Below are 16,834 nucleotides of genomic sequence, written 5' to 3' on the forward strand. Positions count from 1 at the left end.
AATTTAGCCTTCATTAATCATGTTGAGCTATGTTATGGATCGGCCGGCTAATCAAAGCAAGCCAAGGGTACAACTGGTCTGGTTTAAGCGTGATTTGCGTATCCATGATCATGCGCCGCTGTATTTTGCCGCCCAGCAGGGCGCGGTCTTACCTGTCTATGTTTTCGAGCCAGTGCTTTGGCAACAGCCGGATGCCAGTTTGCGCCAATGGCGATTTGTCGCGGATTGTTTGCTGGACTTGGATGCGGACTTACGTGCGTTGGGTCAAGGCTTGGTGTTTGCGGTTGGCGAGGTGACCGACCTATTTGCGCAGCTTCAACAGGATTATCAGATCAGCGCGATCTGGTCGCATCAAGAAACCGGCAATGCCTGGAGCTATCAACGCGATAAGCAGGTTAAAGCTTGGTTAAAAGATCAACAGATTCCTTGGTATGAATTAGCCCAGCATCCGATAAAACGTGGCCCAGCACAACGAGATCATTGGCAGGCTCAAGCCGAACAGTTTTTTCAACAAGCCTTCATCCCCGCACCGGCCAGCTTATCAGGCCTGCTGATGGCGCCGCCGTTAACTGCCAACGGGCTGGCCCAGCAGCTTGAAGATCATTTGCCGAGACCGATTGTGCCCGATGAGCAGACTCAGCCGGGCGGGCGGCGACGCGGCGAGCAACGCTTGGCCGATTTTCTGCAGCGCCATCTATCGCGTTATTTGTATGACATTGCCAAGCCGTTGGCTGCCCGACAATCCAGTTCACGGCTCAGCCCACATTTAGCTTGGGGCAGTCTGTCGATTCGTGAGGTGATGCAAGCCGCCTACAGCGCGCGAGGCAAGTTGGGCGAAAAAAATGGCCGCGCCTTAAGTGCTTTCGTGTCACGGCTTCACTGGCAAAGCCATTTTATGCAAAAACTGGAAACCGAGCCGGCACTGGAGTTTAACTGTTTGCAAGCTGAAACAGAGGGGCTGCGAAGCCAAGGTCAGTATCCGACACGTTTGCAGGCTTGGTTTGAAGGACAAACTGGCGTGCCGTTGGTCGATGCGTGTATGCGTTGCTTGCGCCATACCGGTTGGTTACCGTTTCGGATGCGGGCGATGGTGATGAGTTTTGCCAGTTATCAGCTTTGGCTAGATTGGCGCGATACAGCACCATTGCTGGCGCGTTTGTTCACTGATTATGAACCGGGCATTCATTACTCGCAGGTACAAATGCAATCCGGCACCACCGGGATTAATGCGATGCGGGTGTATAACCCGGTTAAGCAGTCACAAGACCATGACCCTGAAGGTCGTTTTATCAAGCAGTGGTGTCCTGAACTGGCCGGTTTAGAGGCCGCGTTTATTCACGCACCTTGGGATGCGGCGCCGGAATGGTTGGCACAAGCAGGCCTGGTGTTGGGGCAAGATTATCCCTGGCCGATTGTTGATCTTGAGCAGTCAGCGCGTGAGGCAAAACAACAGCTTGCCGCGTTACGCAAGCAACCGAGTGCTCGTGCACAAGCGCAGCAAGTTTATGTTAAGCATGGTAGCCGCTTGCGTCCGGCCAGTCGGCGTAGGTCTAAAAAAATTGCCAGCGCTCGTGAAGCTGATAGTCCACAATTGAGTTTGTTTTAAATGAAAATGCGCAAGAAATCCGAGTTGCCGACCAAAACCTGCCCGGTTTGTGTGCGTCCGTTTGTCTGGCGCAAAAAGTGGGCGAAGGATTGGGAGCAGGTGATGTATTGTTCGGAACGTTGTCGGCGGTCTGCAAAACACGGCAAACAAGGCGGTAGCAAAGATGATTAGAAAATTAGTAGTGGTGTTGGGCGATCAGTTAAACCGCGATGCGTTGGTTTGGCAGGACTTTGATCCTACTCAAGATGCGATATGGATGGCGGAGTTACCAGAAGAATCGACTCATGTGCAATCGCATAAACAGCGCACGGTGTTGTTTTTAAGCGCGATGCGCCATTTTGCCGAGTCTTTGCGGCAGCAGGCCTGGTCGCTGCATTATTTGGTTTTGGGAAGTCATGATTTTGTGGGATTTGAGCAGGCATTAGGCGAATTTTTATCTCACCATCAAGTCGGCGCAGTTGAGTTGGTGGTGCCGGGTGATTATCGGGTGTTACAACAGATTAAAGTCGCGTGTCAGCAAAACGCTACACCGCTGAATGTTTTACCGGACATTCACTTTATCGCAGAACCTGGGGAGTTTAAAACCTGGTTAGCGGGTCGCAAAAAACCGACCATGGAGTATTGGTATCGGCACTTGCGCCAGCGCACCGGTATTTTAATGGACGATAAAAAACCGATGGGTGGCAAGTGGAATTATGATGCGGATAATCGCCAAAGCTTTGGCAAGACCGGCCCGCAAGCCGTGCCAGCGCCATTAATGTTTACGCCCGATGCGATTACACAACAGGTTATTAAAGATGTTGAATTTCATTTTGCGCCGCACCCCGGCAAGTTGGCAGAATTTGGCTGGCCGGTGACCCGTGAGCAAGCGCTGGCCGCCTTGGAGGATTTTATTGCACATAGGTTAGCCAAGTTTGGCGATTATCAGGATGCGATGTGGCCTAACCAGGCCTGGTTGTATCATTCGTTGTTATCGGTGGCACTTAATCTTAAACTGCTCAATCCGCGTGAAGTCATGGCGGCGGCCGAACAGGCGTATCAACAAGGGCGAGCCCCATTAAACGCAGTAGAAGGATTTATTCGGCAAATTTTAGGTTGGCGTGAATATGTGCGCGGGCTGTATTGGTCGTATATGCCCGATTGGTTAAGCATGAATGCTTTGAATGCGCAGCAAGATTTACCAGGGTTTTACTGGACAGGCGACACCGAGATGGCCTGTTTAAAGGATTCAATCGGTCAGGTGTTGGAGTATGGTTATGGCCATCATATTCAGCGCTTGATGGTGACCGGCTTATTTGCATTGCTTTGGCAGGCTAAACCTGAGCAGGTACATCAGTGGTATTTGGCCATGTATGTTGATGCAGTGGAGTGGGTCGAGTTACCGAATGTGTTGGGCATGAGTCAGTTTGCCGATGGTGGCTTAATGGCGAGCAAACCGTACATTGCCAGCGGTCAGTATATTGACAAGATGTCCGGCTATTGCCAACACTGCCGCTACAAACCCAAAGAGGCGACTGGCGACCAGGCCTGCCCGTTTACCACGCTCTATTGGGGTTTTATTGAGCAACACCAAGAACTGTTTCGCGGGCATCCCCGGCTGGGGATGCAGGTAAGGCATTTAGATGCGATGAGCACTGAAAAACGCCAACTGATTCAGCAAAAAATCCTGCAACTGCACGAAAAACTGGCCTAATCTAGTTGTTACTCAATGACCAAGGTACCGTTAACACTGATGGACAGTGTTTGGTTACCGGCTTCAATGACCGGCGCACTATCCATGCTCGCTGCTAGTGCCATGCGTGCTTGAGGAAAGATACCAGCTTGTTGCTGAGTTTGGATGTGGGTTTCACGAATGCGGTATTGGTTTGCAGCTAAACTGGTCGCAATCAGTTTGGCGCGAGCTTGGTAGCTTTTAAGTGCCGTTTCAAGCAGGGTGTTTTCGGCCTCTTGGCGTTTAGGGTGACTCAGTCCTGCCTGCATGGATTGGTAAGACAAATAGGGTTGTAAGCGGTTTAATAATTCGCTGATATCGGCATCAATAGGTAAGGTCAGAATCAGTTGTTGCTGGCCTTGCCAGTGGATAATGTCACCATCACGATTGTGGCGTGGGTTAACACTGTATTGACCAGTCTGCACAAAGTTGCGTTCATCGGCGGTGAGTTGTTGAAAGGCTTGCTGCATCGCCTGATTAATCTGTCGGCTCACCGCTTGGGTGTTGTCGGCTTGGGCTTGTGCGGCCAGCTGGATAATCATTTGGTCATTGGCCACCTCGAGTTGCTCGGTGATACTGAAATGAATATCATGTTGCACCTGCGCCTGCGCCAGGCCCGCAAAGCTAAACACCAGTATTGCCAGTAGTTTGCTTAGGCGATTTGATGTCATCAAGTTTGTCGTGGTAGCGTGCGGCGTGATTTGCATAGCTTTACCTCTTGGATGGTTTTCGGGTGGTATAATCGGTCACATTATTTTTTATTTTACTATGCTAACGCAACCATTCATAAAATGGTTGCGTAAATGACAAAAAGGGTCGATATGTCTGATGCCTTATCGCGACGCATGAATCCACTCGAGCGTCGTGCTACGTTTTCAATTGCCAGTATTTTTTCAACCAGAATGCTCGGCTTGTTTATGATTTTTCCGGTCTTTGCATTGTTTGCCGAGCAAGAGTTTTCCAATGTTACCGGGATTCAAATTGGTTTAGCGATTGGTGCTTATGGTTTAACCCAGGCCTTGTTGCAAATTCCGTATGGAATGTTGTCGGATCGTTTTGGGCGCAAGCCATTAATTCAATTGGGGTTAATCGTCTTTTTGATTGGCTCAATTATTTGTGCCCTTGCTGAATCGATTGAAATGATGATTTTAGGACGAGCGATTCAGGGTGCAGGCGCGGTGGCAGCGGTATTAACAGCCAGTGTATCGGATTTGGTGCGTGAGCCTTATCGTTTGCGCGCCATGTCGATCGTGGGTATTACCATCGGATTATCTTTTACGCTGTCATTGGTGCTTGGGCCCTTGTTGGCTGAGTTTATTGGCGTGCGGGGTATTTTTTGGGTTATTGCCGGATTAGCACTCTTTGCGATGCTATTGGTGTGGTTAGCGCTGCCACCGATTACCGAGCAACGCTTTCAACGTGAGGCCGAAGCGATTCCGAGCCAGTTGCTACAAGTGGTTAAAAATACCCAGCTGTTAAGATTAGATGTGGGGGTGTTTATTTTACATGCCATTTTAACGGCCATGTTTGTGGCGATTCCGTTCATTCTGCGCGATGAGGGTGGTATGGATTCGATGAGTCATTGGGAAATTTATTTGCCGGTGATGTTATTGTCCTTTGTGTTGATGGTGCCACTCATTATTCAGGCGGAGTCGTGTGGGCGCATGAAGATGGTCTTTGTGGGTGCGATTGCCATGATTGCGATTACGCAATTGGGTTTCGCGGTTTATCAGCAAAGCTTGTTTTTGTTGTTTATTTTGCTATTATTATTCTTTACGGCATTTAACGTACTTGAGGCGTCTTTGCCATCTCTGGTAGTCAAGCTTTCGCCTGCTGACAAAAAGGGTACCGCCAGTGGCGTTTATTCGAGCAGTCAGTTTATGGGCGCTGCTATTGGTGGCGCAGTTGGCGGCTTTTTCTTCCAGTTTTATGGTTATAATGGGCTTTTCTTGTTTACGATGACCCTAGCGTTAATTTGGGTCGCTTTGGCGGCCACCATGCAAAAGCCCATGCCTTGGAGTATCGCATCGGTGGCAGTAGGTCCGGTTTTAGCAAGTGAAGTGGCCGAGTTGGAACACAAACTGTGTGCCTATGAAGGTGTGTTTGAGGCGGTGGTTATAGCTGATGAGCAGCAGGCTTATTTTAAGATTGATCGCAAGCTAGTCGATGAGACAGCGTTATTAGAATATTTTAAGCAAGTAAGAGAAAAGTGAGTAAGCGATGCGTGGAGTAAATAAAGTAATCCTAGTGGGTACCCTAGGTCGTGATCCGGAAGTACGTTATGCCGCCAATGGTAATGCGATAGCCAATTTGAGTGTGGCGACCAGCGAGCAGTGGAATGATCGTGCAACCGGCGAGCGGCAAGAGCGTACCGAGTGGCATCGCGTGGTTATTTTTGGCAAGTTAGCCGAAATTGCTCAGCAGTATTTAACGAAAGGGTCGCAGGTTTATTTAGAAGGTAAATTGCAAACGCGTAAGTGGCAAGATCAAGCAACGGGTCAAGATAAATACTCCACGGAAATTGTGATAGACCAAGGTGGCGGTGTGATGCAGATGCTGGGTGGTGGTAATCGTCAAGGTGGTCAGGGTGGTATGGGTGGTGACTCTTATGATCAATCTAGTTACGGTGCGGCGCCAGCACGCCCAGCGCAAGCCTCAGGCGGCTATGCACAGCCGCCTATGCAAGGTGGTGCGCCAGCGCGTCCTGCAGCCAAGCCTGCGCCACAACAGCGTCCTGCTTACCAGCCGAATGATTTTGATGACGATGATGTGCCGTTTTAAAACACACCTGATACCTTTTTGTAAGGTTTAAATGTTTATAGCCCGCCATTGTGCGGGTTTTTTGTTTTTCTTCATCCCAAACTTTATTAAAGCTTCATGTTGAGTGGCCGTTACTTAAAATCTAGATTAAGGAGTCGCTGTGAAGCCAGAAGACATGTTTAGCCCCGCCATTGATGCTTTTTTTGAAAGGCTTATCCATCGAGAGCAGGCGGTGCGGCGGATGGAAATGGTGGCCGAAGCCGTGCACCCTCGGCTGGACTCAACTGAAATTGTGCACTTTTTTCGTATTCTTAAAGGCCAGAATATCTTTATTCAAACAATAGGCTTAACAGGCAAGTTAGAGTCTAATATCCTTTCGAATGTCGTTTACAATTTTAATGATGAAATTAGGCTTTATTACAGTCAAAGTTTGGATGATAGCATGTCTGGTTTTATTAGGGTTTGTCCAGATATAGCTCAGAGTGTTATTGCTGTTGATAACATTTATGGTGAGCCTTTATCTCAGTTACGTCTCTATCAGTCGCCCGATCAAAAAGCGATCCTTAAGTATATGATTCGTTGGTTACTCAAGCGGATTGATTGGAATAAAACGCGGTTAGATAATATAGACTTGTACCACATATTCCTAGAACGTAAGCAAGCAGAGGCTGAGGCGGAGGTGGCTAGGCTGCAAGATGAGTTTGCGGCTCACCAGGCACAGTTAACTGGGCAGAGCTCGAAAAATAAAAAGCAAGTGCGGTAACTAGTGGCGCCGATTCACCGCCAGGTCTGCTAAAGCGCGCATAGCCTCTTTAAAGGCTGAATCTGGTAGTGGGTCTAGCGATATTTGAGCTAGCTTGGCTTGTTGTTCGGCCGTTTTGATGGTGTAGTCGATAGCACCAGTTTGCTTGATAATATGAGTCACCTGTTCGATCATGGCGATATTACCTTGTTCGATTGCATCTTTGATAAGTTGTGCATCGCTGTCTGGCGCTTGGCGCATAGCAAAGATAAGGGGGAGTGTGGGTTTGCCTTCAGCTAGATCATCCCCCAAGTTTTTTCCTAGTTCAGCGGCATTACCCGTATAGTCAAGTACATCATCAATCAGCTGGAAAGCCGCGCCTAGATGACGACCGTAGGCTGCCAATGCATCATTAAATTGTATTTGCTGGGTGAGTGTTGAACCCATTAATGCCGCTGCCTCAAAGAGCTTAGCTGTTTTGCGTTCAATAACGTCCATATAGCGTTGTTCATCAGTGTCTGGGTCATGGCAGTTGAGTAATTGCAGCACTTCGCCTTCAGCAATCACATTGGTTGATTCAGACATGATTTGCATAATGCGCATTAGGCCTGGCTCGAGCATCATTTCAAACGAGCGTGAGTAGAGAAAATCTCCGACGAGCACACTGGCCGCATTGCCCCATACTTCATTGGCGGTTTTATTGCCTCGGCGGGTATCCGATTCATCGACTACATCATCGTGAAGTAATGTAGAAGTGTGGATGAACTCAATTACTGCAGCCATGGTGTGATGATGCGTGCCTTGGTAACCACAAGCACGAGCGCTTAGTAATACAATTAATGGCCGTAAACGCTTGCCACCATTATTAATAATATAATGACCAATTTGATTGATTAAGAGTACATCAGAGGTCAGCCGTTCTAGTATAAGCTGGTCTGTGGCGCGGATATCCTCGGCCATGAGGTCTTTGATGTCAGCAAGCGTCATGCATAATTACCTTGGTGAAGAATGACTTAAATGGTCTGCAAGTGTATTACGAAACGTGGTTTTTTTAAAGTTATTGCGGCGGCAATATCTAGTGAGTAGGCTAGAAAAGGCTTTTTAATTGGTGAGCTTACTAAGCTCGGTGAAAAATTCTATTCGATATTAAGAAATTATTTTGACCTGCTCCACAAAACTCTATATAATCCCGCCTTTACTATTATGCCGGATGGTCTTGCGCAGGGTCGCGCATGAATGCTTCCGCATCTTAGCAGAATTTTCAATCCGGGAGATGTTACAAATGTATGCCGTAATTAAAACCGGTGGTAAGCAGTATCGAGTTCGTCAAGGTCAAACACTTCGCATTGAGTCTTTAAATCTTAATGAAGGTGACAATGTTGAATTTGACCAAGTCTTGATGGTGGGTGAGGGTGAGTCTGTAACATTAGGCACACCAGTTGTTGAAGGCGCTAAAGTTGCTGCAACTGTTTTAGGTAACGGTCGTGGTAAGAAAGTGACTATCATCAAGTTCCGCCGTCGTAAGAACAAGTCTCGCTCGAAGCAAGGCCATCGTCAAAACTATACTGAAGTTGAAATCACTGGTATTTCAGCCTAAGTTGTAAATAATTTTTTCTTAGTCTTATGTTCGTCATAAGTTAAGTTAACAAGAGGGTTCAACCATGGCACATAAGAAGGCCGCAGGTAGTACGCGTAACGGTCGCGATTCTAATGCCAAACGCCTAGGCGTTAAGCGTTTTGGTGGCGAAACAGTTACTGCAGGAAGCATTATTGTGCGCCAGCGTGGTACTAAATTCCACGCCGGTGTCAATGTAGGACGTGGCAAGGATGATACCTTGTATGCAAAAGCGGAAGGTCAAGTTGCTTTTGTAAGCAAGGGCAAGCCAGTACGTACTTACGTTGAAATTATTGAGCAGACTGCTTAATAAGCCAAGTTTACGCTGTGCTAAAATAACGCCTCGTACTTCCAAAGTACGGGGCGTTTTTTATTGGATTTAAATGATGATAATCAAGGTATAGATTGGAATGCAATTTGTTGATGAAGCACATATAGTCGTCGAAGCAGGGCGCGGTGGTAACGGCGTGGTCAGTTTTCGCCGTGAAAAGTACATTCCATTTGGTGGTCCGAATGGTGGTGATGGCGGTGACGGCGGTAGCGTTATCTTTGTTGCTGATCTTAATCTTAATACCTTGGTTGATTTTCGATTTACCAAACGTTTTAAAGCCCAAAATGGTCAAGCCGGCATGGGTAATCAAAAAACCGGTCGTGCAGGTGAGGATTTGATTGTAGCGGTACCTGTGGGGACGCGTGTATTTGATGAAAACACCCAAGAGTTAATTGGTGACTTAACCGAACATGAGCAGCGTTTAGTCGTAGCACAAGGCGGTCGGCATGGTTTAGGTAACGTTCATTTTAAGAGTTCTACCAATCGCACGCCGCGTCAGCATACGTTGGGTGAAGATGGTGAAACCCGTGAGTTGCGTCTTGAAATGGCGGTATTGGCAGATGTCGGTTTATTGGGTATGCCCAATGCGGGTAAGTCGAGCCTTATTGGTGCTGTGTCTGCAGCTCGCCCAAAAGTTGCAGACTATCCTTTTACTACCTTATACCCGAATCTTGGCGTGGTGCGTGTTTCACCGGAAAATAGTTTTGTGATTGCGGATATCCCGGGATTAATTGAAGGCGCGGCAGAAGGTGCGGGATTGGGTGTGCAGTTTTTAAAGCATCTATCGCGGACTGGTTTGCTATTGCACATTGTTGATGTCGCCCCGATTGATGAAAGTGATCCAGTTACGTCATTTAAAACCGTTGAAGCGGAGCTAGGCAAGTTCAGCGAGGAATTGGCGGGTAAAGAGCGTTGGTTGGTACTTAATAAAATTGATTTGTTACCCGCGGATGATGCGAAGGCACGTTGCGATGAAATTGTGGCGGCAATAGGTTGGGAAGGTGAAGTGCATGCGATTTCTGCAGCTGAACGAACGCATACTGAAACCTTGATGCAACAAATTGGCTGGCGCTTAATTGCGCGTAAAGCAGCTTTGCATGCCGAGCAAGCTGAACAAGTGGCACAGGCGGCGGAGCGGGGAGACGCATAAACATGGATCGTTTGGCCTTATCTAAGTCACGTCGCTGGGTTATTAAGTTAGGCAGTGCATTACTGACCAATGATGGTTCAGGGCTTAACCAAGCTGAGCTTGCCAAATGGGTGGCGCAAATGGTGGCATTGCGCAACCAAGGTGTGGAGCTGATTATTGTGTCATCGGGTGCCGTGGCAGAAGGTATGCAGCGCCTTGGTTGGAAGACACGTCCAACGGCCTTGCATGAGTTGCAGGCAGCGGCAGCTGTGGGGCAAATGGGCTTAGTACAGGCCTATGAGTCGGAGTTTGCTAAAAGTGGCTTGCATACGGCGCAGATTTTGATGACCCATGACGACTTGTCCAATCGCGCTCGCTATTTGAACGCACGCTCAACGATTCAGACATTGGTCGAGCATGGTGTCATACCGGTCATCAACGAAAATGATACGGTAGTGACCGATGAAATTCGCTTTGGTGACAATGACACTCTAGCGGCGCTTACAGCGAATTTGATTGGTGCAGATGTGTTAGTGATTTTGACCGATCAGCAAGGATTGTACGACAGTAATCCGCGTGAAAACCCGGATGCGCAGTTAATCAAGCAAGCGCAGGTGAGTCGCAAGGATATTGAAGCGATGGCCAGTCCGGAAGGGGGTGCATTAGGTCGAGGGGGTATGTACACCAAAGTGATGGCCGCCAAACGTGCGGCGCGTTCGGGTACAGCTACCTTGATTGCTTCGGGGCGAGAGCCGAATATTTTGCCTAAACTTTATGCCGGTGAAGATTATGGCACCTTATTAATTCCTGATTTAGAACCGATGACCGCCCGCAAACAATGGTTAGCGGGTCATCTTCAGGTCCGTGGTCAATTAGTATTAGATGAGGGCGCAGCCAAGGTGGTGCGAGCACATGGTAAAAGTGTGTTACCGGTAGGCGTAACTGCCTTGTCTGGGCAGTTTAAACGCGGTGACATGGTGGTGTGCGTTGATCAGCAGCAGCTAGAAGTGGCGCGGGGACTGGTTAATTACGATTGGGATGAAGCGCAACAGATTTTGCGGCAGCCAAGCACCAAAATAGTTGATATTTTAGGCTATGTAGATGATGAAGCCTTAATTCACCGTGATAACCTCGTCGTGTTATAAAACTTTATGGGATAGTGGTTTAAAACCCTATCCCAGACCGTTATACTGACTGTATGTTATTTAAAAAAACCCTCCTCCCTATTTCCTCGTTATTTTTAGCCATTGCATTACTTGCCACCGGTTATGGCATGTTGATGACGTTTATTGGCGTCTTTTTAAAGCAAGATGGTTTATCTGAGTCGGTTATTGGGCTGATTAATGCCGCGTTTTTTTTGGGCGCGATGCTTGCAGCGATATTTAGCCAAAAACTAATCGTTACGGTTGGGCATGCCCGCAGCTTTTCAGCTTTTTCGGCGATTATGGTGATTGCCTTTTTGGGGCATGCGCTGTTTTATGATCCTTGGTTTTGGGCGCTGTTGCGTTTTGTATCGGGCTTTGCTTATTACGCACTCTTAATTGTCTTAGAGAGCTGGTTAAACGAGAAAAGTTCGACCCAGGATCGTGGCAAAGTCTTAGCCATTTACACGATTATCTTCTTCCTTTCTACCGCATTGGGTCAGCTGATACTGACACTCGATGTCGCACCGGTACAGGTGTTTATTTTGGGATCTGTGCTGGTGTTGTGGTCATTATTTATGATTGCCATCACCCGCATTACGCAGCCGATACTAAAACCGTTTGAACGCTATAGTATGCCTAAAATCTATGCGATTGCGCCTTTAGCATTGTTGGGCAGTTTTGTCGGTGGCGTATTTGTGGGCGCTTTTTATACTATGATGCCGCTATTTGCATTAAATCTAACCCAGCAAGCCAGTGTAGTGGCGTTTTTTATGGCGCTGACAATTTTGGGTGGTTTGGTTGCGCAGTGGCCGGTAGGTTTGTTATCTGACCGCTTTGGACGTCGGCGATTACTTGCCTGGGCTGGCTTTTTCAGCGTCGGTGTGCTGGTGTTGCTAATGTTATTACCAGGCCTGCTAACGCAGTCGGTAACGCTATTGTATGTGCTCGGTTTTTTATTGGGGATGAGCTTGTTTAGTATTTATCCCTTGAGTGTTGCCCGTGCTAATGATGAGATGGATGAGAGCAAGGATCTAGTCGAAATTAGTCGTACGCTGTTGTTTTCCTATGGTTCAGGCTCTTTTGTGGCACCTTTGATTCTGGGTGTCGCTTTGGGTTTGTCTAATCTATTGTTTTTTGGAATTTTGGCTGTGTTTGCATTGGTGTTAGGTGTCTATTCATTAATGAGCGAGCGGATTCCAGATGAGCAAATGAATGTGTATGTGCCGGTTCCCGCCTCGTCAGCGGATGTGTTGGCTGAAATGGATCCGCGCCAGGATGATGAGTGGGTTGAAGAGCATCGGCCTGATTTGGCTAATAGCACTGCGGAAGCAGGCCTGGTGAAAGAGAGTTCGGATTCGACATCACAATATGAAGCCGAATCCGATGGTCGCGCTAAGACTTAAAAGTCGTAACGGAAACCGACTGCAAGGGCTTTACCACCGCCAGTGAGTGGATTGGCAAAATCACCGGCACCACCAGATTTTTCTCCGGCCAGTGCGTTGAAGAGTTTTTCCTGTTGATAAAACTCAATAAAGGTCTTTAAGTTTTTGCTGTATTGATAGTCTGCACCTAGATGAAAAATTTGACCACCAAAGCCATCGACATCGGCGTACATTGCTTTGAAGGTATAGTCATTAAGCGTGTAGTCGGCATAAAGGTTAAAGACATTGGCATCAGAGCGACCTTTAGCACTTGATTGTTCTAACTTGATCCCAATGTAAATATTATCAATTTGTTGCCCTAACGCCGCGCCCAATAGGCGGGTGTCGTTGTTGTCATCGACTTGTTCGATGCCTAACGAAACGTCAGTACCATTGGCGTTATAGGTCGCGGTAAACTGATAGCTATTGTCATCAAAAGTATCGGCGCGATCTGACGTGTTTTTAAGCACGGCCCCGGCGGCAAACGACACGCCATTAAAATCTGGGCTGTAATAACTTACACTATTAAAGGCGCGGAAGGAGGCGAGTGTGGCATAGCCACTATAGTAGGTGCTAAAGCGATCAACTTTATAGGAAATGGCATTATAAAAAGGTAACCACATTTGACCGTAAGCCAGCGTACCAAATTCCCCACTTATACCGACTTGTGCTACACGTAAATCACGACGATCATCATAAGGGTCTTGAACCTTAAAGTTGGCACTATCAAATGGTACTTCGAGTTGACCAAACAGATTCAGGCCATCAGTGGCTTGCCAGTTGGCATTTACGCCCAGTCTTGAATAGGCATCTCGAATATTGCTGTAACTACTGTTGCCGCCCTTAGCAAACTCTGCACTCGAATCCGGATGCACCGTTTCCGCTTGTATGCGTAATGAACCATAAAAATCAATATCAACAGCGGCTAGCAGGCCTGCTGGGGCGGTACTTGCCATTGCAAGTACCAGTGTTTTGAGCGTCATTTTGGTAGCGTGTTTGTGTGGCATAGACATCGTTATGGATTTTCCTATTTATTAATATTAGTTGTTAACTTGGTTTAAAAACATGACATGGCGTGAGTATTGTTCTAACACATCATTGAGGATGGTTTCTTTGGTCCAACCCATAATGTCATAGTCTTGGCCGCCTTCACCTAAATGGACTTCGATACGATAGTATTTTTTAGCATCCTCGGCTTTTTCGGCTGCGTCGCGCATAATCAACGCAGTAGGTTCATAGGCCTGAGGGCGAGCGGAGTAAAAGAAATCAATATGGTCATCATCATGACGGATCTCTAGCCAAGCTCGACCATCCTCACCACGCTGAACGCGTGCATCTAAGCCTTGTTTTTTAAGCTCATTGGATACTTCATGTAACGCAGGTGTCACTGTTGTGTCGATAAACTTCAGCACTTCTTTTTTCTGTGGCATGCTAACCAGCGTTTTTAAGCGGGTTTTCCAGTCCATTTGGCTGTCGGTCAAACGTGGTGCGGCTAGGGCCGAGTGTTTTGCAACATCAAGGCGCAGTGAGCGCGCCAGCCCCCAAGCCATTAAGATCATGATAATGACAAACGGGAATGCACTGGCAATGGTAGCGGTTTGCAGTGCCCCCAAGCCTCCGGCAAGCAGCAGGCCTGCTGCAAGTACGCCTTGAATGACCGCCCAGAAAATACGTTGCCAAGTGTGCGACTCACCGGTGCCGCCGGACGTAAGTCTGTCAACGACTAGTGAGCCCGAGTCGGCACTGGTAACAAAAAAGGTGATAATTAACAGCGTGGCGATAATGGCGGTAATGCTCGAAAGCGGCAAGTGTTCAAGGAACTGGAACAGTGCCACCGAGGTGTCTGCCGCTACTGCGTCCGCCAGTTCGGTGATGCCTTGCACCATAATCATGTGCAGCGCAGTGCCGCCAAAAAAGGTCATCCACATAAAAGTGAAACCGACCGGCACAAGCAATACACCTAGCACAAACTCACGAATAGTACGCCCTTTGGAAACCATCGCAATAAACATGCCGACAAACGGTGCCCATGCAATCCACCAGCCCCAATAGAATAGTGTCCAGCCACCAATCCAATCAGTCGGTTCGTAAGCATAGAGGTTAAAAGTCATGCTTAATAAATCAGACACATACATGCCGGTGTTTTGTACTAGAGTTTGTAGTTGGAAAACTGTTGGGCCGGTAACCAGCACAAATGCCAGCAAGGCCGCGGCAAAAATCATATTCAAAATTGATAAACGACGAATGCCGCCGGCTAAACCCAAGGCAACAGAAATGGTTGCAATGCCTGTAATGACTGCAATCAGAATGATTTGAGTCATCACGCCGACCGGTACGCCAAACAAATAGTTTAAGCCAGCGTTGATTTGCATCACACCAAAGCCCAGTGAGGTCGCCACCCCAAACAGTGTGCCTAGCACGGCAAAGGTGTCCACTGCATGGCCAATCGGGCCGTGAATACGTTCACCAATCAGCGGGTAAAGTGACGAGCGAATGGTCATCGGCATATTGTGACGGAAGGCAAAATAAGCGAGAGACATCGCAACAATCGCATAGATCGCCCAAGCATGAACCCCCCAATGGAAGAAGGTGATACGCATTGCTTGACGTGCCGCTTCGGCGGTTTCTGGATCACCCACGGGCGGGCTGACATAATGCATCACCGGTTCAGCGACACCAAAAAACATCAGACCGATCCCCATACCAGCCGAAAACAACATCGCAAACCATGACAGGTTGGTGAACTCGGGTTTGCTGTGTTCGGTACCGAGCTTGACGTTGCCAAAACGTGACAATGCAATAATGGCGATAAACACTAAAAAGCCGGCGACTGACAAGACATAAAACCAGCCAAGTTGGGCGGATATCCAGCCAAGTGTTGCGGAAAACACAGCATTGGCCGAGTCGTTAAATACAATTGTGTAAAGAACTAGGGCCAGGGTGAGCAATGCGGAACTGAAAAATACGGGTGGATTAATTTGAAACTTTGCGGGTTTAAATAACTGCATGAAGAAGCCTTTTTAATATATGCTTCTTTAAGCTAACACATCCAGTCTTTGAACTCAATTTTGTGTAAATTTTAGCTTGGTTACAGGTTGCAGTAGCTATATGTGCAATAATGGTCAACTGATTGAATTTTAATGATTTGCGGAGAAGTCTATGGCAACACATTTTCCAGTAGAAACTATTTTGTCGGGTTGCAAGCAATGTCATAAGCCATTGGGCTTTGAGTTTAGTTTTGCATTTCAGCCAATAGTTGATGACCAAGTTCATTGTGTGTTCGGGTATGAGGCCTTGGTAAGAGGGTGTCAGGGACAGGGCGCTAGTGAGGTTTTGTCCAAAATAAATGATGGTAATCGTTATGTCTTCGACCAGGCCTGTCGAGTTAAAGCCATTCAATTAGCCAGTGAATTGCAGCTCGACAAAATGTTAAGCATTAACTTTTTGCCGAATGCGGTCTATGAACCAGCGCACTGTATTCGGAGTACCCTTGATGCAGCCGAGCAGTTTGCCTTTCCTACGGAACGCTTAATGTTCGAAATTACTGAATCTGAATATGTAGCAGATGTTAAGCACATGACGCGCATTTTTTCAGAGTATAAAGCGCAAGGCTTTACCACCGCCTTAGATGATTTTGGGGCAGGTCATGCGGGCTTGAACCTTTTAGCAAGTTTTGTTCCCGATATTATTAAAATTGATATGGAGTTGGTGCGTGGTATTGACTCCAATCCAGTTAAACAAAGTATTGCTCGTGGTGTGGTGCAAATTTGCAATGATTTGGGTATTCGCGTCTTAGCGGAAGGTCTTGAAACCGCTGAAGAGGTGGCGTTCTATCAAGACTTAGGCGTCAGCTTGATGCAAGGTTATTATTTTGCAAAACCGGGTTTTGAATACTTGCCTGCAGTGATGAAGTAAATTTTTTTTTGCCTGTCTCTTGAATCTATTTTTACCACCCCCATATTAGCCATGTCTCTAAATAATTGTGAGCTTTCATTTTGTATGAAGTTCACAGTTACATAACTTTAACTTACAACCTTATTGGGAGTTTTCATAAATGAGTATCAAACCTTTGCATGACCGTGTGGTCATTCGTCGTCTTGAAGAAGAAAAAGTATCTGCGGGCGGAATCGTACTTCCAGACTCAGCAAAAGAAAAACCAGCTGAAGGTGAAGTTGTGGCGGTTGGTCCAGGAAAGGCGGCTGATAATGGCAATCTTGTCGCAATGAATGTCAAAGTAGGCGATAAGGTGTTGTTTGGTAAGTACGCAGGCCAGGAAGTCAAGGTTGATGGCGAAGAATTATTAGTGATGCGCGAAGACGATATCATCGCTATTCGCGCTTAATTCAAGTTCCACAAATCGATTAAAAGGATAAG

General features: G+C 47.3%; 17 protein-coding genes. 13 read left to right on the top strand and 4 right to left on the bottom strand.

Annotated elements, in window-relative coordinates:
- Positions 1-19 precede the first annotated feature (19 nt).
- From THIAE_RS00955 to THIAE_RS00960, 3 genes are read left to right on the top strand one after another with little or no spacing between them, the layout of a single operon-like run.
- Entirely contained in the window at positions 20-1,606 is a 1,587-nt protein-coding gene (locus THIAE_RS00955; RefSeq protein WP_239232384.1) for a cryptochrome/deoxyribodipyrimidine photo-lyase family protein, read from the top strand.
- The gene (locus tag THIAE_RS10710) at positions 1,607-1,777 is read left to right on the top strand and encodes a DUF2256 domain-containing protein (RefSeq protein ID WP_006459566.1); all 171 of its coding nucleotides are present in this window, start codon (positions 1,607-1,609) and stop codon (positions 1,775-1,777) included.
- Complete coding sequence (locus THIAE_RS00960; protein ID WP_006459565.1) at positions 1,770-3,299, top strand: cryptochrome/photolyase family protein; 1,530 nt, start codon at positions 1,770-1,772, stop codon at positions 3,297-3,299. The genes THIAE_RS10710 and THIAE_RS00960 overlap by 8 nt, the downstream gene beginning before the upstream one ends.
- 8 nt (positions 3,300-3,307) lie before the next feature.
- Here the strand turns inward: THIAE_RS00960 and THIAE_RS00965 are convergent, their stop codons facing one another.
- A complete protein-coding gene (locus tag THIAE_RS00965; RefSeq protein WP_006459564.1) occupies positions 3,308-4,024 on the bottom strand; it encodes an SIMPL domain-containing protein in 717 nt (238 codons plus the stop codon).
- Positions 4,025-4,120: 96 nt separating this feature from the next.
- Here THIAE_RS00965 and THIAE_RS00970 point away from each other — a divergent pair, with 96 nt between their 5' ends.
- The 3 genes from THIAE_RS00970 (at position 4,121) to THIAE_RS00980 (ending at position 6,840) form a co-directional block, all read left to right on the top strand.
- The gene (locus tag THIAE_RS00970; protein WP_239232385.1) at positions 4,121-5,530 is read left to right on the top strand and encodes an MFS transporter; all 1,410 of its coding nucleotides are present in this window, start codon (positions 4,121-4,123) and stop codon (positions 5,528-5,530) included.
- Between the two features lie 7 nt (positions 5,531-5,537).
- Positions 5,538-6,098: a single-stranded DNA-binding protein gene (gene ssb, locus THIAE_RS00975; protein WP_006459562.1), complete on the top strand. Its 561-nt coding sequence runs from the start codon at positions 5,538-5,540 to the stop codon at positions 6,096-6,098.
- A gap of 139 nt (positions 6,099-6,237) precedes the next feature.
- Positions 6,238-6,840, top strand: a complete 603-nt coding sequence (locus THIAE_RS00980; RefSeq protein ID WP_006459561.1) for a hypothetical protein — start codon at positions 6,238-6,240, stop codon at positions 6,838-6,840.
- Here the strand turns inward: THIAE_RS00980 and THIAE_RS00985 are convergent, their stop codons facing one another.
- Positions 6,841-7,806, bottom strand: a complete 966-nt coding sequence (locus tag THIAE_RS00985) for a polyprenyl synthetase family protein (protein WP_006459560.1) — start codon at positions 7,804-7,806, stop codon at positions 6,841-6,843.
- Between the two features lie 295 nt (positions 7,807-8,101).
- Between THIAE_RS00985 and rplU the strand changes: the two genes are divergently transcribed.
- The 5 genes from rplU (at position 8,102) to THIAE_RS01010 (ending at position 12,442) form a co-directional block, all read left to right on the top strand.
- The gene (rplU, locus tag THIAE_RS00990) at positions 8,102-8,416 is read left to right on the top strand and encodes a 50S ribosomal protein L21 (RefSeq protein WP_006459559.1); all 315 of its coding nucleotides are present in this window, start codon (positions 8,102-8,104) and stop codon (positions 8,414-8,416) included.
- A 64-nt stretch (positions 8,417-8,480) separates the two neighbouring features.
- Positions 8,481-8,744 carry a 50S ribosomal protein L27 gene (gene rpmA, locus THIAE_RS00995; protein ID WP_006459558.1) on the top strand — a complete coding sequence of 88 codons (264 nt, stop codon included), beginning with the start codon at positions 8,481-8,483 and terminating at the stop codon, positions 8,742-8,744.
- A gap of 100 nt (positions 8,745-8,844) precedes the next feature.
- Positions 8,845-9,915 (top strand): Obg family GTPase CgtA, encoded by a 1,071-nt coding sequence (gene cgtA, locus THIAE_RS01000; RefSeq protein WP_006459557.1) that lies wholly within the window; start codon positions 8,845-8,847, stop codon positions 9,913-9,915.
- 2 nt (positions 9,916-9,917) lie between these two features.
- The gene (proB, locus tag THIAE_RS01005; RefSeq protein ID WP_006459556.1) at positions 9,918-11,039 is read left to right on the top strand and encodes a glutamate 5-kinase; all 1,122 of its coding nucleotides are present in this window, start codon (positions 9,918-9,920) and stop codon (positions 11,037-11,039) included.
- A 53-nt stretch (positions 11,040-11,092) separates the two neighbouring features.
- Positions 11,093-12,442, top strand: a complete 1,350-nt coding sequence (locus tag THIAE_RS01010; RefSeq protein ID WP_006459555.1) for an MFS transporter — start codon at positions 11,093-11,095, stop codon at positions 12,440-12,442.
- Here THIAE_RS01010 and THIAE_RS01015 read toward each other — a convergent pair.
- Both THIAE_RS01015 and THIAE_RS01020 read right to left on the bottom strand, forming a co-directional pair.
- Positions 12,439-13,473: a porin gene (locus THIAE_RS01015; RefSeq protein WP_006459554.1), complete on the bottom strand. Its 1,035-nt coding sequence runs from the start codon at positions 13,471-13,473 to the stop codon at positions 12,439-12,441. The genes THIAE_RS01010 and THIAE_RS01015 overlap by 4 nt on opposite strands.
- Positions 13,474-13,500: 27 nt before the next feature.
- Positions 13,501-15,468, bottom strand: coding sequence for a BCCT family transporter (locus tag THIAE_RS01020; protein WP_006459553.1), 1,968 nt, complete (start codon positions 15,466-15,468; stop codon positions 13,501-13,503).
- Between the two features lie 151 nt (positions 15,469-15,619).
- Between THIAE_RS01020 and THIAE_RS01025 the strand changes: the two genes are divergently transcribed.
- On the top strand, positions 15,620-16,375 hold the full coding sequence (locus THIAE_RS01025) for an EAL domain-containing protein (protein WP_006459552.1): 756 nt from the start codon (positions 15,620-15,622) through the stop codon (positions 16,373-16,375).
- Positions 16,376-16,514: 139 nt separating this feature from the next.
- Complete coding sequence (groES, locus tag THIAE_RS01030; protein ID WP_006459551.1) at positions 16,515-16,802, top strand: co-chaperone GroES; 288 nt, start codon at positions 16,515-16,517, stop codon at positions 16,800-16,802.
- Positions 16,803-16,834 lie beyond the last annotated feature (32 nt).

The organism is Thiomicrospira aerophila AL3, from assembly GCF_000227665.2.
Lineage (GTDB): Bacteria > Pseudomonadota > Gammaproteobacteria > Thiomicrospirales > Thiomicrospiraceae > Thiomicrospira > Thiomicrospira aerophila.

What these genes read in the sequence shown, in the direction of transcription:
- THIAE_RS00960 (WP_006459565.1), top strand. Translation starts at nt 1,770, where the DNA reads ATGATTAGAAAATTAGTAGTGGTGTTGGGCGATCAGTTAAACCGCGAT.
- THIAE_RS01015 (WP_006459554.1), bottom strand. Translation starts at nt 13,473, where the DNA reads ATGTCTATGCCACACAAACACGCTACCAAAATGACGCTCAAAACACTG.
- THIAE_RS00955 (WP_239232384.1), top strand. Translation starts at nt 20, where the DNA reads ATGTTGAGCTATGTTATGGATCGGCCGGCTAATCAAAGCAAGCCAAGG.
- THIAE_RS00985 (WP_006459560.1), bottom strand. Translation starts at nt 7,806, where the DNA reads ATGACGCTTGCTGACATCAAAGACCTCATGGCCGAGGATATCCGCGCC.
- THIAE_RS01025 (WP_006459552.1), top strand. Translation starts at nt 15,620, where the DNA reads ATGGCAACACATTTTCCAGTAGAAACTATTTTGTCGGGTTGCAAGCAA.
- cgtA (WP_006459557.1), top strand. Translation starts at nt 8,845, where the DNA reads ATGCAATTTGTTGATGAAGCACATATAGTCGTCGAAGCAGGGCGCGGT.
- THIAE_RS01020 (WP_006459553.1), bottom strand. Translation starts at nt 15,468, where the DNA reads ATGCAGTTATTTAAACCCGCAAAGTTTCAAATTAATCCACCCGTATTT.
- THIAE_RS10710 (WP_006459566.1), top strand. Translation starts at nt 1,607, where the DNA reads ATGAAAATGCGCAAGAAATCCGAGTTGCCGACCAAAACCTGCCCGGTT.
- THIAE_RS01010 (WP_006459555.1), top strand. Translation starts at nt 11,093, where the DNA reads ATGTTATTTAAAAAAACCCTCCTCCCTATTTCCTCGTTATTTTTAGCC.
- proB (WP_006459556.1), top strand. Translation starts at nt 9,918, where the DNA reads ATGGATCGTTTGGCCTTATCTAAGTCACGTCGCTGGGTTATTAAGTTA.
- THIAE_RS00970 (WP_239232385.1), top strand. Translation starts at nt 4,121, where the DNA reads ATGACAAAAAGGGTCGATATGTCTGATGCCTTATCGCGACGCATGAAT.
- THIAE_RS00965 (WP_006459564.1), bottom strand. Translation starts at nt 4,024, where the DNA reads ATGCAAATCACGCCGCACGCTACCACGACAAACTTGATGACATCAAAT.
- groES (WP_006459551.1), top strand. Translation starts at nt 16,515, where the DNA reads ATGAGTATCAAACCTTTGCATGACCGTGTGGTCATTCGTCGTCTTGAA.
- rpmA (WP_006459558.1), top strand. Translation starts at nt 8,481, where the DNA reads ATGGCACATAAGAAGGCCGCAGGTAGTACGCGTAACGGTCGCGATTCT.
- rplU (WP_006459559.1), top strand. Translation starts at nt 8,102, where the DNA reads ATGTATGCCGTAATTAAAACCGGTGGTAAGCAGTATCGAGTTCGTCAA.
- ssb (WP_006459562.1), top strand. Translation starts at nt 5,538, where the DNA reads ATGCGTGGAGTAAATAAAGTAATCCTAGTGGGTACCCTAGGTCGTGAT.